The sequence below is a fragment of the Streptomyces sp. NPDC127100 genome (assembly GCF_042724095.1).
Lineage (GTDB): Bacteria > Actinomycetota > Actinomycetes > Streptomycetales > Streptomycetaceae > Streptomyces.
This window is the reverse complement of record NZ_JBHXFL010000001.1, coordinates 532279-546143: the sequence shown is the minus strand read 5'-3', so window position 1 is coordinate 546143 and position 13865 is coordinate 532279. Positions and strand designations below refer to the sequence as shown.

The window sequence follows — 13865 nt, the reverse complement described above, 5'->3', positions numbered from 1 at the left end:
TCCCCGGTCTACTTCAGCGCCAGCCAGGCCACGGCCGCGACGACCACCACGGCGGCGACGATGCCGACGATCAGCCCGATGCGGGGGCCCGAGGAGGCGACGGGGTCCGCCTGCCGGGCCTGGGGGGCGCCCTCGTCGACGAACGCACGGAACATCTGGGTGCTGCCTGCGGGGTCGTGGTTGCCCTGGGGGCCCTGGTTGTTAGCCATGGGCCGAGACACTAGCGAATCGGCGAGTGGGGCCCAAGTGCGGGGCTCCGCAGACCCGTTGTCCCAGGTCACCGCCCTTCACCTGGGTGTTTACTCTCGCAATACTTGCCTTTGCCAACTTTTTATTTCGGGACCCCCGTTTTTATTTGCCTGTAGCAACCAACCGCTCCTATGGTTGCCCTAAGCAACGAATGCAGGAGGTGCGCATGGCCGAAAAGGCGCAGTACGAGGAGCTGATCCGCCAGTTCAGCGCCTTCGGCGCCGTCAAACGGGAACTCGGCCGCATCCTGCCGGCCGACTGTCCCGGCGGATCGGCCGCCGTACTGACGCTGCTGGGCCGCCATGGGGACATGCGCATGAGCAAGCTCGCGGAGCTGCTCGCCGTGGACATGTCGGTGACCAGCCGCCATGTCGCCCACATCGCCGAGCGGGGCTGGATCGAACGCTCCCCGGACCCGGCGGACAAGCGCTCGCGCATCCTGCGTCTGACGCCCGAGGGCCAGGCCCAGCTGGACGATCTGTCCGAACGGACGACCCAGCTGCTGGCCCACCGCCTGAGCGACTGGACCGACGAGGAGGTCGGCCAGCTCACCCGGCTCATGACCAGGCTCCGGGCGAGCTTCGACGACTGCCGGTCCTCCGTGGGCCGGCCCGCCGTACCACCCGCGGTCGAACAGACCACCCGTACACCCGCAGTCACCACGTAAGCAAAGGAAGTCCATGGCAACGACCACACCAGCCGGTGTGCGGGCTCATGCCAAGCACGGGGGAGGCTCCGCCGGAGACGCTCCGATGTCCCACCGGCAGATCATGGAGGCGCTGTCCGGGCTGTTGCTCGGCATGTTCTGCGCCATCCTGTCCTCGACCATCGTCACCAACGCCCTGCCCGAGATCGTGGGCGATCTCGGTGGCGGCCAGAGCGCCTACACCTGGGTCGTCACCGCCTCGCTGCTGACGATGACCGCCTCCACCCCGCTGTGGGGCAAGCTCGCCGACCAGATCAGCAAGAAGGCTCTGGTCCAGACGGCCCTCGTCGTCTTCGTCATAGGTTCCGTCGTGGCCGGTCTGGCGCAGAACCCGGGGATGCTCATCACCGCCCGCGCCATCCAGGGTCTCGGCGGTGGCGGTCTGTCCGCCCTGGCGCAGATCATCATGGCCGCGATGATCTCCCCGCGTGAGCGCGGCCGGTACTCCGGCTACCTCGGCGCGACCTTCGCCGTCGCCACCGTCGGCGGCCCGCTGCTCGGCGGCGTCATCACCGACACCAGCTGGCTCGGCTGGCGCTGGTGCCTCTACGTCGGCGTGCCCTTCGCGATCATCGCCCTGATCGTGCTGCAGAAGACGCTGCACCTGCCGGTGAACCAGCGCAAGGTCAAGGTCGACTGGGCCGGCGCCTTCTTCGTCACCGCGGCCGTCTGCCTGCTGCTCGTCTGGGTCACCTTCGCCGACGACAAGTACTCCTGGATGTCCTGGCAGACCGGCGTGATGGTCGGCGGCGCCGTCGTCCTGACGCTGATCTTCCTGTTCGTCGAGTCCAAGGCCAGCGAGCCGATCATCCCGCTGCGCCTGTTCCGCAACCGCACCATCGCCCTGGCCTCGCTGGCCTCGCTGTTCGTCGGTATCGCGATGTTCGCGGGCACCGTCTACTTCAGCCAGTACTTCCAGCTGGCCCGGGACAAGTCCCCGACGATGTCGGGCGTCATGACCATCCCGATGATCGGCGGCCTGTTCATCTCCTCCACGGTCTCCGGTCAGGTCATCACCAAGACCGGCAAGTGGAAGGGCTGGCTGCTGGCCGGCGGCGTGCTGCTGACGGCGGGCCTGGGCCTGCTGAGCGGCATGCGCTACGACACCCCGTACTGGCACATCGGCATCTTCATGGCGCTGATGGGTCTCGGCGTCGGCATGATGATGCAGAACCTCGTGCTGTGCACGCAGAACCAGGTGGCCCCGAGCGACCTGGGTGCCGCGTCCTCCACGGTGACCTTCTTCCGGTCCCTCGGCGGTGCGGTCGGCGTCTCCGTGCTCGGCTCGATCATGTCGAGCCGGATCAGCCACTACGCCACCGACTCCATCGGGCAGCTCAAGCCCGAGGAGCAGATGGCGGCCGGCAAGGCCATGAGCTCCGGCCAGATCCCCGACATGGACCTGCTGCCCCTGCCCATCCGCACCTGGCTGGAGAGCGCCTACGGGCACGGCATCGCGGACATCTTCCTGTACGTCGCGCCGATCGCCGCCCTGGCCTTCATCGTGACGCTGTTCATCAAGGAGGTGCCGCTGCGCACCACCGGCGCCCTGGCCCAGGCGGCCGAGTCCGCCGCCACGACCGCCTCCCCGGCGGCCCCGGTCCCGGCCGAGGCCGCCCGGGTCGCCGACGAACCCGTCCCGGCGGCCGTGGCCGCCACCGCGCCGGCCGACGACACCGCCGCCCGGCCCGAGGCCACCCAGCGGCTCGCCGCCGTCGCCACGGCGGCCGGCTCCGAGGCACCCGTCTCCGGCGGCATCCCGGTCCGCGGCTTCGTCCGCGGCGCCGAGTCCGCGCCGGTCGGACAGGCCGCCGTCACGCTGATCTCGCTGGCGGGCCGGCAGCTGGGACGCTCGGTCGCCCAGGCCGACGGCTCCTACGCGATCGACGCGCCGAGCGCCGGGTCGTACGTCCTGATCGCCTCCGCCGACGGCTTCCAGCCGCAGGCGTCCACGGTCGTCGTCAACGACGAACCGGTCGCCTACGACATCCTGCTCAGCGGCACCAGCGGGCTCACCGGCCTGGTCCGGTCCGCGGAGGGCGGGCAGCCGGTCAAGGACGCGATGGTGATCGTGACCGACGTGCGCGGGGACCTGCTGGCCTCCGCCGCCACCGGCGACCAGGGCGACTTCTCCTTCGACGAGCTGGTGCCGGGCACGGTGACCGTCGCGGTGAACGCCGCCGGGTACCGGCCGCGCGCCCTGCCCGTCGAGGTGGGCGGCACGGGTGTCACCCGCGTCGAGGTCGACCTGCAGGCCGGGGCCGAGGTCCAGGGCGTCGTGCGGGCCCCGCACGGTCCGCTGGCCGACGCCCGCGTGACCCTGGTCGACGCGGCCGGCAACGTGGTCGGCACGGCCACCACCGGCTCGGACGGGGCGTACGCCTTCACCGACCTGGACGCCGGTGAGTACACCGTCATCGCGACCGGCTACCCGCCGGTGGCGACGGCCCTCACGGTCGCCGGCCAGGGCGTCGACGACCACGACATCGAACTCGCCCACCCCGGCGAGTAGCGACACCCCGGCCCGTGGCGGCCCGCGCGCTCCGAGCGGAGGCGCGCCGCCGCCACGGGCCGGTCTCTTTGCGACCGACAGACAAGGCTTTTCGGGCCCGTGCAGACCTATGGGCCCGCTTTCCGGGGAGAACAGGGGACAACGGGATGGGACTGACCGCGAGGATCCGCACGCGGGACGGATGGGCCGTGTCGCACGCGGTCGTCACGGTGACCGACATGACCGGCACGCAGGTGCTGCGCGCCGAGGCGGACGCCGAGGGCTCCGTCCGGGACACCGCGCAGCTCGCGCCGGGGGCGTACACCGTCATCGTCACGGCCGTCGGGTACGCGCCCGCCGCCTCCAGCGCCATCGTCACGGCTAGCGGCCGGGCCGAGGTCGGCACCGTGACGCTGGCCCGCCAGGGCGGCACCGAGCTGCCGCCGCCCGGGCCGTGGACCATCGACCCGGCGCACTCCAGCGTGGCCGCGGTGGCCCAGCACCTGGGCATCTCCAGCGTGCGCGGCCGCTTCACCGACTTCGCCGGCACCGTCGAGATCGCGCCGGACGACGTCACCAAGTCCCGGGTGGAGGCGGTGATCAAGGCGTCCTCCATCGACACCGGCAACGGCATGCGCGACACCCACCTGCGCTCCGCGGACTTCCTGGACGTCGAGCGGCACCCGGAGATCACCTTCCGGTCCACCGGGGTGACCCTGGCCGGCACCGACCGCTGGACCGTCCACGGTGAGCTGGGCCTGCACGGCGTCGTCCGCCCGGTCGACCTGGACCTGGCCTACCTCGGCACCGGCGCCGACCCGTGGGGCGGCACCCGGGCGGCGTTCCGCGCGACCACGGAACTGCGGCGCGAGGACTTCGCCATGAACTACAACCAGGTCCTCCAGGCGGGCATCGCCGCCATCGGCACGACGCTCAGGGTCGAGCTGGACGTCCAGGCGGTCCAGGGGGAGTCACTGCCGGCCGTGTGAGGCGCCGCCGGCCGTCCGGGCCACCAGCTCGTCGCACAGGTCCCGAAGCTTGACGTTCGTGTGCTGCGAGGCCCGGCGCAGCCGTTCCATGGCCCGCTGGGCGTCGATCCGCTCCCGGGCCATGAGGATGCCGACCGCCTGGTCGATGACGCTGCGGGAGAGCAGGGCGGTCCGCACGTCGGCCGCCGAGGACCGCTGCCGCTCGATGCCCAGCGCCTCGTTCACCGCGTCCGCGGCCCGCACCGCGAAGGTGCGGGCCGCTTCGCGTCCCTCGCCCAGCGAACCGGGTTCGCGGCCGTAGAAGTTGAGGGCGGCGCCCGTCTCGCCCTCGACGGCCAGCGGCAGCGCCAGCACGCAGCGCACCCCGGTGGCCAGCGCGTACTCCGTGTACGCGGGCCAGCGGGTCTCCTCGGCCAGGTCGGGGCAGTACCGGGGGCTGCCGGATTCGGCGGCGTCCACGCAGGGGCCCTCGCCGTTCTCGTACTGGCGCAGGTCCAGGCCGCTGGGGAGGCCGGTGCTGCCGGCCAGGGTCATCAGCCGGCCGGCGCGGCGGACCGTGACCGAGCAGGCGACGGCGCCGGGTACCGCAAGCACCGCGCGGTCGGTCAGATCGCGCAGCAGGGTGTCGAGTCCCTGGCTGCGTGCCAGCGCCCCGTCCAGCGTCTCGGGGCTTTCGGAGCTCTGAGCGGTCATGCCCCTACGGATATCCCGTCGGCGCCCGAAGACGCCTCGTCACCCGGACGGGTTGTTCGTGTCGACGATGCGGCGGGCCAGGTCGCGCAGTTTGACGTTCTCCCGCTGCGAGGCCTTGACCAGGGAGTCGAAGGCGCCGGCCGCGTCGATGGTCATGCGCTCCATGAGGATGCCGGTGGCCTGGCCGATCAGGTCCCGGGTGCGCATCGCCTCGGTGAGCTGCTGGCGGACGGTCGCCGAGTCCAGGGCGAGGCTGACGTGGGCGGTGAACAGGCGGCCGACACGGGTGGCGTCCTCGTCGAAGGCGCGCGGCTTGCGCGCGTAGGCCGTCAGCACGGTCAGACGGCGCCGGTCGGAGCGCAGCCGGAGGGACAGCGCCGAGCGGAGGCCGAGGTCGGACAGGGCGTCGCCGCCGTCGGCCTCGGTGTCGTCTATCCGCACCACGGGCGCGGTCCACAGCCGCTGCCGGTCCGGGTGCGGCTCACGGCCGGGCTGCCGGGACTCGGCGGAGCGCACGGTCTCGTCGGTCCAGGCGAGGGCGCGGCCCCTGCCGCCGCGCTCGATCTCCGAGATGCCCGCGTGCTCGGCGCCGGGCATGAGGTGCACGGCCAGCTCGACGGCAGTGCGCAGTGTGTCGTCCGCGGTGCCCGTCCCGTGGAGCCGCCGGGCCGCCGTGGTCAGCGCCTCGGCCAGCTCGAAGCCCGCCGGAAAACGCGGCAAATCGGTAAATTCGGACGCAGTCACACGAACCTCTTCGGCATGCACGGCCGTTCGGCCGTGCGCAGGAGAGCTCCGCAGCACATTCCCGACTGCGAGCACAGGACGAACAGCACTTTAGCCGTTCGGTTGCGGGGCGGTGACGCCCGGCCGACGGAGCGGGCGGCCACCTTTCACGGCCCGCTCCCGCGTGGTGGAATGAGGGCCCGGGTCAGGAAGCGGCCTCGCCGGAAAGCCGGACGGACGTCTGTCAGGTGAGTGACGTGACCTTCCCTCCCCGCCCCTGCGAGCCGGGCGAGCCGCCGGGCTGCGCCGTACTGGCACTGCCCCCGGAGATCGACTTCTGCAACGCCGCGGGGCTGCTGCCCATGATCATGGCCGCGGTGGACCACCACTCCGGCGCCCTGCGCCTCCTCGTCCTCGACCTGACCTCGACCCACTTCATGGACTCCCAGGGGGCCTGCCTCCTCGACGAGGTACGCGACCGGCTGCGCGGCCGGACCCTGCTGCGGGTGGTGGCGGCACCGGCGAGCGTGCCGAGCCTGGTCCTGGAGCTGACCGGCCTGCGCCGTGACGTGCCGGTCCACGACAACCTCGAGGAGGCGCTGCGGTCCGGCGGCGGGTCTCCGGCCTAGGCTGGCGGCATGGCACCGAACATCGCGACCAACACCCGCGTGACCCTCGACGAGTTGCTGGACTTCGTACGCCCGCGGCACCGCGCGATCCTGCTGACCCGGCGGTCCGACGGCAGCCCGCAGGGGTCGCCGCTGACCTGCGGGGTCGACGACTCCGGCCGGATCGTGGTCTCGACGTACCCGGAGCGGGCCAAGACGCGCAACGCCCGGCGGGACGAGCGGGTCAGTCTCGTCGTGCTCAGCGACGACTGGAACGGCCCCTGGGTCCAGGTCGACGGCACGGCGGAGGTCATCGACGCGCCCGACTCCGTGGAGCCGCTCGTGGAGTACTACCGCAACATCGCCGGCGAGCACCCCGACTGGGACGAGTACCGGCGGGCCATGGTCGAGCAGGGCAAGTCGATCATCCGGGTGACGCCCGTGGCGTGGGGGCCGGTGGCGACGGGCGGCTTCCCGGCCCGGCTGTCCGAGGACGACTGAGCGGCCGTCAGGCGCGCGCCACCATCGCCTCGATGCCCGCGACGAGCAGTTCCAGGGCGAAGTCGAAGTCCCGCTCCAGCATCTCCGCCACGGTGTCGCCGCCGCGGGCCGCCACAATGTCCCGGGACTCCTCGACGACGCCCGCGGTCTCCGGCGACCCGGTCACCGCGCTCAGGGAGTGCTGGTAGTACTCGTCCGGGCTCAGGCCGGTGTCCGCCGCGCGGCCGAGGAAGTGGCCCTCGATCGTGCCGTAGCCGTAGACGAACTGGAAGACGGCCGAGATCGCGCCGGTCACCCGGTGCGCGGGCAGGCCGGTGCGGCGGATGACGCGCTGCACCGACCGCGAGAAGGCCCGCGCGTTGGGGCCGATGTTGAGGTAGGTCCCGATCAGCTGGGACAGCCAGGGGTGGCGCACCAGCAGCGCGCGGTTCTCCCCGGCCAGCGTGCGCAGCTGGTCGCGCCAGTCCTCGTCGGACTCGGGGCCGGGCATCCGCAGCTCGCCGAAGACCGCGTCCAGGGCGAGTTCGAGCAGTTCGTCCTTGGTGTCGACGTACCAGTAGACGGACATCGCCGTCACGTTCAGCTCCGCGGCCAGGCGGCGCATGGAGAATCCGGGCAGGCCCTCGGCGTCCAGCAGCCGGACGGCGACCTCGGTGATCCGTTCCCGGTCGAGCCCGGACGGCTGCCCGCCGCCCCGCCCGCCGCGGCGAGCCCCGCCGCCGAGCCAGACACTGGCCCTCGGCCCCTGCCGGCCTGCCTTCGCCATGCGCACCTGCCTCGGTCTCCCCGTCGCCGGTCATGCTAGACGCCCCTCGAGGGAGCGCGGGGCGGCAGCGCGGCGCACCGGGGCTCCCGCACGGCGCACCGCACCGTGAGGGAGCCCCTGGCGTCGTCCCGGGCCGGCCGGTCAGCTTCCGTCGGCCGGCTGCGTGAGGTCGTAGAACGTGGCCGACCCCGCGGTGACCTCCTCGAAGTTGGCCTCGACCCAGGAGGTGATCTGCGACGAGCTGCCGGAGCCACCGCCCATGCCGCCACCCGTGCCGCCACCGGAGACGAAGTAGTGGATCCTGCCGTCCTCCACGTACTTCTTGAACTGGGCCAGCGTGGGGGACGGGTCCGTGCCGTTGAAGCCGCCGATCGCCATCACCGGTTCGCCGGTGCCGAGCTGGTAGCTCGCGGCGTTCTGCGAGCCGATCGCCGCCGCGACCCAGGTGTACCGGTCGGCGTCGGTCTCCAGCAGCTTCCTGGCCTCGGCGTCGACCTGGGCGCCGTTCAGCAGGCCGCCCATGCCGCCGCCGCCCATGCCGCCGTCCGTGCGGCCGCCCTCGCCGGTGGCGCCCTGACCGTTCGGGGCCGTCCCGCCGTTCCGGCCGCCGCCGGGGAAGCCGCCGCCCGGCTGGTTCTGGCCCGGCGCACCGCCGGGGAAGCCGCCGGTGCCGTTGCCCGGACCGCCCTGCCCCTGGCCCTGCCCCGGCGCGTTGCCGCCGCCCGGGAAGCCGCCGCCGGGACCGCCGCCCCGGCCGCCACCGCCCGGGCCGCCCATCATGCTCGCGCCGGCCGGGCCGGCCGTGACGATGGAGCCGCTGTGCCCCTCCCGCACGGTGCTGAGGGTGTAAGCGGTCGGCCCGGCCAGCGCCGCCACGACGCCCAGCCCCGCCACCGCGAGCGCGGTCCGCCGCCCCAGCCGTCCGGCGAAGACGAGCCCGAGCGCTGCGGCCAGGCCCCCGACGAGGACCAGCCACCTCAGCCACGGCAGGTAGTCCGGCGTGCGGTGCAGCAGCACGTATCCCCAGGCGGCCGTCGCCGTGACCGCCGCGGCGAGCGCCAGGGACGCCGGGATCCGCTCGCGCCGCTCCCACAGGGCCGCCGCGCCCATGCCGACCACGGCCGCCAGGTACGGGGCGAGGGCCACCGTGTAGTACTGGTGGAAGATGCCCGCCATGTAGCTGAAGACCGCCGCCGTCGTCAGCAGCGAGCCGCCCCAGACCAGGAACGACGCCCGGGTCGCGTCGGTGCGCCCGCGCCCGCGCGTCACGAGCAGGCCCGCGGCGAGCAGGATCAGCGCGGCCGGCAGCAGCCAGGAGATCTGGCCGCCGATCTCGGAGTTGAACATCCGGTCCCAGCCGGTCTCGCCCCACTGACCGCCGGCCCCGCCACCGGGGCCGCCCCCGCCGCCGACGCTGCCGGTCTCCTCGCCGTTGAGGCGGCCGAGGCCGTTGTAGCCGAAGGTCAGCTCCAGGAAACTGTTGTTCTGCGAGCCGCCGATGTACGGCCGCGACGACGCGGGCCACAGCTCGACGACCGCGACCCACCAGCCGCCGGAGACGACGATCGCCGCGGTCGCCAGCGCCAGCTGGCCCAGCCGCCTCCGCAGCCGGACCGGGGCGCAGACGCCGTAGACCAGGGCGAGCGCGGGCAGGATCAGGAAGGCCTGGAGGGTCTTCGCCAGGAACGCGAGGCCGATCGCCGCGCCCGCCCACACCAGCCACTTGGTCCGGCCGTCCTCCAGCGCGCGCACCACGAGGTAGCAGGCGACGGACATCAGCAGCGCCAGCAGCGCGTCCGGGTTGTTGAACCGGAACATCAGCGCGGCGACCGGCGTGAGCGCCAGCACCGCGCCGGCGATCAGTCCGGCGGCCGGGCCGAAGCGGCGGCGCACGGCCGCGTACACGACGGCGACCGTCGCGACGCCCATCAGCACCTCGGGGACGAGGATCGCCCAGGAGCCGAGCCCGAAGATCCGCACCGACAGCGCCATCGGCCACAGCGCGGCCGGGGGCTTGTCGACGGTGATGGCGTTGCCGGCGTCGAGCGAGCCGAAGAAGAACGCCTTCCAGGACTGGCTGCCCGCCTGCACGGCCGCCGAGTAGAAGGAGTTGGCGTAGCCGGACGCGCTCAGGTTCCAGAGGTAGAGCAGCGCGGTGGCCAGCAGCAGGCCGAGGAAGGCCGGGCGCGCCCAGCTCGGGTCCTCGGGGCGGCCCCGCCACAGTCTGCGCGGCAGGGCCCGTGCGGGTGGCCGGGGAGGCTGTGCCGGGGGCGGGGCGCCGCTGTCGGCGGGACGCGCATCCCCCTCGTACGTCGTCCGGTCGTGGTGCGTCGTCATCGTCCGTCCCTCGGGTCGGTGTCGGCGGGGCGTACCGGCGCCAGTCGCACGGTGGCGTCGCCCCGGGTGTGCTCCGCGACGTCACCGGCGCGGAACGAGGTCGTCGGGTGAGGGGGCGTGGCGTACGGGGTCGTGCCGTACGGACGCGGAGCCTGCCGCGTCCCCCGGGGGGCCGGGGCGGGCGGCGTGTCCGGGAACACCCAGGCCCGGAAGAGCAGGAAGCGGAGCACGGTGGCGGCGAGGTTGGCGGCGATCAGCACCGCCAGCTCGGTGGAGTGGGCCGGGTCGGCCGTCGCGGCGCTCAGCGCGGCGAGCGAACCGCTGGTCAGGGCCAGACCGATGCCGAAGACGACCAGTCCCTGCGCCTGGTGGCGCACCGCGCCGCCCCGGCCGCGCACCCCGAAGGTCAGCCGCCGGTTGGCGGCGGTGTTGGCGACCGCGGAGACCAGCAGGGCGAGCGCGTTGGCGAGCTGCGAGCCGGTGAGGACGCGGAAGCCGCTGTAGAGCAGCAGGTAGAAGAGGGTGGACAGGGCGCCGACGACGCAGAAGCCGACGAGCTGGCGGGCGAGCCCCTGCGGTACGTCCTCGATGTCCCGGTCGCGCGGGTCGTCGCCGAACGGCCGGGCCAGCCGGTCCAGCGGCAGCGAACCCGTGGCCAGGGCCCTGCCGACCCGCCACACGCCCCTGAGGTCGTCGGTCGCCGTCCGCACGATGTGCACGGTGGAGTCCGGATCGTCGATCCAGTCGACCGGCACCTCGTGGATCCGCAGCCCGGCCCGCTCGGCGAGCACCAGCAGCTCGGTGTCGAAGAACCAGCCGGTGTCCTCCACCAGCGGCAGCAGCACCTGGGCCACGTCCCGGCGGATCGCCTTGAAGCCGCACTGGGCGTCGGAGAAGCGGGCCTGGAGGGAGCCGCGCAGGATGAGGTTGTAGGTCCGGGAGATGAACTCCCGCTTGGCGCCGCGCACGACCCGTGAGCTGCGGGCGAGCCGGGAGCCGATCGCCAGGTCCGAGTGACCGGAGATCAGCGGGGCCACCAGCGGGAGCAGCGCGTTGAGGTCGGTGGACAGGTCCACGTCCATGTAGGCGAGGACCGGGGCGTCGGAGGCCGACCAGACCGTCGTGAGGGCCCGGCCCCGCCCCTTCTGCTCCAGCCGGGCGGACCTGACCTCGGCGAGCTCCGCCGCCAGCCGGGCCGCCACGTGCGGGGTGGCGTCCGTGGAGGCGTTGTCCGCGACCGTGATGCGGAACGCGTACGGGAAGGTGCGGGTGAGGTGCTCGTGCAGTCTCAGGACGCACGGCCGCAGGTCCTTCTCCTCGTTGTAGACGGGGATCACCACGTCCAGGACAGGCGTACCGGCTCCTGCGGCCGGGAGGTGCTCCCGCGCCGGCAGGGAGCCGGGAGAAGAGTCGGTTCGCATGGCACCGACTCTTCTCAATCCCCCTGTCGCGTCCGTGTGGTGAGGCTGTGCCGTGCCTGTGAGTGCGGCCCCGCGCTCCCGTGCGCAGGGGCCGCGGGCAGTGCCGGGACCGCGGGCAGCGCCGGGACCGCGGGCAGCGCCGGGACCGCGGGCAGGTGCACGGTGAAGACCGTCCGTCCCGGCACGCTGTCGACGGTCACCCCGCCGCCGTGCGCGGACGTCACGGCCTGCACGATGGCGAGCCCCAGGCCCGTCGAGCCGGTCGCCCGGGACCGTGCCGAGTCGCCGCGCGCGAAGCGTTCGAAGACGTGCGGCAGCAGCGCGGGCGGGATGCCGGGCCCGTCGTCCTCCACGTCCACGCACAGCCAGGACCCGCTGTGCCGCACGCGCGCGGTGACGGTCGTGCCGGGCGGGGTGTGGTTGCGGGCGTTGGCCAGCAGGTTGACCAGCACCTGCTGGAGCCGGGCGGCGTCCGCCGACACCCACGCCGGCTCGTCGGGCAGGTCGAGCCGCCAGACGTGGCCGAGGCCGGCCGCCCGGGCGTCGCTGACGGTGTCCACGACGAGCGGGACGAGGTCGGTCCGCTCGAACCGCAGGGGCCGCCCGGCGTCCAGGCGGGCGAGCAGCAGCAGATCCTCGACCAGCAGGGTCATGCGGCCGGCCTCGGACTCGATGCGGCCCAGCGCGTGCCGGGTGTCGGGACCGACCTGCTCCCGCCCCCGGCGGGTGAGTTCGGCGTACCCGCGGATGGAGGCGAGCGGCGTGCGCAGCTCGTGGCTGGCGTCCGCGACGAACCGCCGTACCCGCGTCTCGCTCTCCTGACGTGCGTGCAGGGCTCCGTGCACGTGGTTCAGCATGCGGTTCAGCGCGGCGCCGACCCGGCCGACCTCGGTGTGCGGGTCGCACTCGGACTCCGGGACGCGTTCGTCGAGGTTCACCTCGCCCGCGTGCAGCGGCAGCTCGGAGACGCGGGTGGCGGTGGCCGCGACCCTGCGCAGGGGGCGGGTGGCGACGCCGACGATGACGGTGCCCGCGAGGGACGCGGCGACGAGACCCGCGGCGGTGACGCTGGCCTCGACGAGGATCAGGGTGTTGATGGTGCCGGTGACGTCGGAGGTGGGGAGGGCGGCGTAGTAGCCGTCGTGGTACTCCACGCGGTAGTCGCCCAGACCGGGGATCTCGACGCCGTGCGCCTCGCCGTCCCGGGGCACGGAGGCCAGCGCGGCACGTCCCGCCGCTCCGAGAGAGACCGCCTTCGTCCTGCTGACGTCGGTGCTCTCGTCGTCCTTCTCGCCGTACTTGGCGTCGACGACGGCACCGTCGCGGACCTCGGCGACGATCGTGCCGCGCGGCTGCGGGCCCCCGTGCGTGACGAACTCGTCGAGGTCCATGCGAGGCGGGCCCACGCCGCCGGCCTTCAGGTCGCCGGGCGGCCCGAAGCCGGACACCCGGGCCGCGACCTCGCGCACCTGCCCGTCCAGCTGCTCGTACAGATGCGACCGCAGCGCCACCGTCGTCACCGTGCCGATCACCGCGCAGACCACCGCGATCAGTGCCACGGACGCGACGACGAGCCGCGTCCGCAGGGTCCGCGGCCGCGGTCGTCGCCGTCGGCTCATGACACCGCGGGCTTGATCAGGTAGCCGGCGCCGCGCCGGGTGTGGATCATCGGCTCGCGTCCGGCGTCGATCTTCCGGCGCAGGTAGGAGATGTACAGCTCGACGACGTTGGCCTGGCCGCCGAAGTCGTAGGACCACACGCGGTCCAGGATCTGCGCCTTGCTGAGCACGCGCCGCGGGTTGCGCATCAGGAAGCGCAGCAGCTCGAACTCGGTGGCGGTGAGGTGGATGCCGTCGCCGCCGCGGGTGACCTCGTGGCTGTCCTCGTCGAGGGTGAGGTCGCCCACGACCAGGACGGAGTCGGAGCGCCGGTCGGCGGCGCCGGAGCGGCGGATCAGGCCGCGCAGCCGGGCGACGACCTCCTCGAGGCTGAACGGCTTGGTGACGTAGTCGTCCCCGCCCGCGGTCAGTCCGGCGATGCGGTCCTCGACCGCGTCCTTCGCGGTCAGGAACAGCACCGGCACGTCGGGCAGGTCGCGGCGCAGCCGCCCCAGCACGCTGAGCCCGTCCATGTCGGGCAGCATCATGTCCAGCACGACGGCGTCGGGCCGGAACTCGCGCGCGGCCTGGACGGCACCGTGCCCGTCGCCCGCGCTGCGGATCTGCCAGCCCTCGTAGCGCAGGGCCATGGACAGCAGTTCGGTGATGGACAGCTCGTCGTCCACCACAAGCACCCGGACGGGGCTCCCGTCCGGCCTCAGCAGTTCGGTGCGCCCCTGGGGCGAGGTCGTGGTCATACCGGACACGATGTCGGGGCGCTCT

13 protein-coding genes are annotated in these 13865 nt (G+C 73.3%); 5 read left to right on the top strand and 8 right to left on the bottom strand.

What is annotated here, in order from left to right; all coding sequences use genetic code 11:
• Positions 1–8 precede the first annotated feature (8 nt).
• A complete protein-coding gene (locus tag ACFWJB_RS02595) occupies positions 9–209 on the bottom strand; it encodes a hypothetical protein (protein ID WP_385473456.1) in 201 nt (66 codons plus the stop codon).
• A 206-nt stretch (positions 210–415) separates the two neighbouring features.
• Here ACFWJB_RS02595 and ACFWJB_RS02590 point away from each other — a divergent pair, with 206 nt between their 5' ends.
• From ACFWJB_RS02590 to ACFWJB_RS02580, 3 genes are all read left to right on the top strand, one after another.
• Positions 416–916: a MarR family winged helix-turn-helix transcriptional regulator gene (locus ACFWJB_RS02590; protein ID WP_385473453.1), complete on the top strand. Its 501-nt coding sequence runs from the start codon at positions 416–418 to the stop codon at positions 914–916.
• A gap of 13 nt (positions 917–929) precedes the next feature.
• Complete coding sequence (locus ACFWJB_RS02585; RefSeq protein ID WP_386919798.1) at positions 930–3467, top strand: MFS transporter; 2538 nt, start codon at positions 930–932, stop codon at positions 3465–3467.
• 146 nt (positions 3468–3613) lie between these two features.
• Positions 3614–4435, top strand: coding sequence for a YceI family protein (locus ACFWJB_RS02580; protein ID WP_385471101.1), 822 nt, complete (start codon positions 3614–3616; stop codon positions 4433–4435).
• On the opposite strand, the gene ACFWJB_RS02575 is transcribed toward ACFWJB_RS02580, so the two are convergent.
• Complete coding sequence (locus tag ACFWJB_RS02575; protein ID WP_385471103.1) at positions 4418–5128, bottom strand: GAF and ANTAR domain-containing protein; 711 nt, start codon at positions 5126–5128, stop codon at positions 4418–4420. The genes ACFWJB_RS02580 and ACFWJB_RS02575 overlap by 18 nt on opposite strands.
• 39 nt (positions 5129–5167) lie before the next feature.
• Positions 5168–5848 (bottom strand): ANTAR domain-containing protein, encoded by a 681-nt coding sequence (locus ACFWJB_RS02570; RefSeq protein WP_385471105.1) that lies wholly within the window; start codon positions 5846–5848, stop codon positions 5168–5170.
• Between the two features lie 260 nt (positions 5849–6108).
• Here ACFWJB_RS02570 and ACFWJB_RS02565 point away from each other — a divergent pair, with 260 nt between their 5' ends.
• Both ACFWJB_RS02565 and ACFWJB_RS02560 read left to right on the top strand, forming a co-directional pair.
• A complete protein-coding gene (locus tag ACFWJB_RS02565; protein WP_385471106.1) occupies positions 6109–6480 on the top strand; it encodes an STAS domain-containing protein in 372 nt (123 codons plus the stop codon).
• A gap of 9 nt (positions 6481–6489) precedes the next feature.
• Positions 6490–6960, top strand: coding sequence for a PPOX class F420-dependent oxidoreductase (locus tag ACFWJB_RS02560; RefSeq protein WP_385471108.1), 471 nt, complete (start codon positions 6490–6492; stop codon positions 6958–6960).
• Between the two features lie 7 nt (positions 6961–6967).
• Here ACFWJB_RS02560 and ACFWJB_RS02555 read toward each other — a convergent pair whose 3' ends face one another.
• The 5 genes from ACFWJB_RS02555 to ACFWJB_RS02535 all read right to left on the bottom strand — a co-directional run bounded on the left by ACFWJB_RS02555 (position 6968) and on the right by ACFWJB_RS02535 (position 13840).
• Positions 6968–7726, bottom strand: coding sequence for a TetR/AcrR family transcriptional regulator (locus ACFWJB_RS02555; protein WP_385471110.1), 759 nt, complete (start codon positions 7724–7726; stop codon positions 6968–6970).
• A gap of 141 nt (positions 7727–7867) precedes the next feature.
• A complete protein-coding gene (locus ACFWJB_RS02550) occupies positions 7868–10063 on the bottom strand; it encodes a glycosyltransferase family 39 protein (protein WP_385471112.1) in 2196 nt (731 codons plus the stop codon).
• Entirely contained in the window at positions 10060–11484 is a 1425-nt protein-coding gene (locus tag ACFWJB_RS02545) for a glycosyltransferase (RefSeq protein WP_385471114.1), read from the bottom strand. The genes ACFWJB_RS02550 and ACFWJB_RS02545 overlap by 4 nt, the downstream gene beginning before the upstream one ends.
• Before the next feature lie 14 nt (positions 11485–11498).
• A complete protein-coding gene (locus ACFWJB_RS02540; protein WP_386919793.1) occupies positions 11499–13103 on the bottom strand; it encodes a sensor histidine kinase in 1605 nt (534 codons plus the stop codon).
• On the bottom strand, positions 13100–13840 hold the full coding sequence (locus tag ACFWJB_RS02535) for a response regulator transcription factor (RefSeq protein ID WP_030188895.1): 741 nt from the start codon (positions 13838–13840) through the stop codon (positions 13100–13102). The genes ACFWJB_RS02540 and ACFWJB_RS02535 overlap by 4 nt, the downstream gene beginning before the upstream one ends.
• Between the last annotated feature and the right edge of the window lie 25 nt (positions 13841–13865).

Coding starts and splice junctions, on each gene's coding strand:
- ACFWJB_RS02555 (WP_385471110.1), bottom strand. CDS start 7,726: ATGGCGAAGGCAGGCCGGCAGGGGCCGAGGGCCAGTGTCTGGCTCGGC.
- ACFWJB_RS02535 (WP_030188895.1), bottom strand. CDS start 13,840: ATGACCACGACCTCGCCCCAGGGGCGCACCGAACTGCTGAGGCCGGAC.
- ACFWJB_RS02545 (WP_385471114.1), bottom strand. CDS start 11,484: ATGCGAACCGACTCTTCTCCCGGCTCCCTGCCGGCGCGGGAGCACCTC.
- ACFWJB_RS02590 (WP_385473453.1), top strand. CDS start 416: ATGGCCGAAAAGGCGCAGTACGAGGAGCTGATCCGCCAGTTCAGCGCC.
- ACFWJB_RS02580 (WP_385471101.1), top strand. CDS start 3,614: ATGGGACTGACCGCGAGGATCCGCACGCGGGACGGATGGGCCGTGTCG.
- ACFWJB_RS02560 (WP_385471108.1), top strand. CDS start 6,490: ATGGCACCGAACATCGCGACCAACACCCGCGTGACCCTCGACGAGTTG.
- ACFWJB_RS02595 (WP_385473456.1), bottom strand. CDS start 209: ATGGCTAACAACCAGGGCCCCCAGGGCAACCACGACCCCGCAGGCAGC.
- ACFWJB_RS02550 (WP_385471112.1), bottom strand. CDS start 10,063: ATGACGACGCACCACGACCGGACGACGTACGAGGGGGATGCGCGTCCC.
- ACFWJB_RS02540 (WP_386919793.1), bottom strand. CDS start 13,103: ATGAGCCGACGGCGACGACCGCGGCCGCGGACCCTGCGGACGCGGCTC.
- ACFWJB_RS02585 (WP_386919798.1), top strand. CDS start 930: ATGGCAACGACCACACCAGCCGGTGTGCGGGCTCATGCCAAGCACGGG.
- ACFWJB_RS02575 (WP_385471103.1), bottom strand. CDS start 5,128: ATGACCGCTCAGAGCTCCGAAAGCCCCGAGACGCTGGACGGGGCGCTG.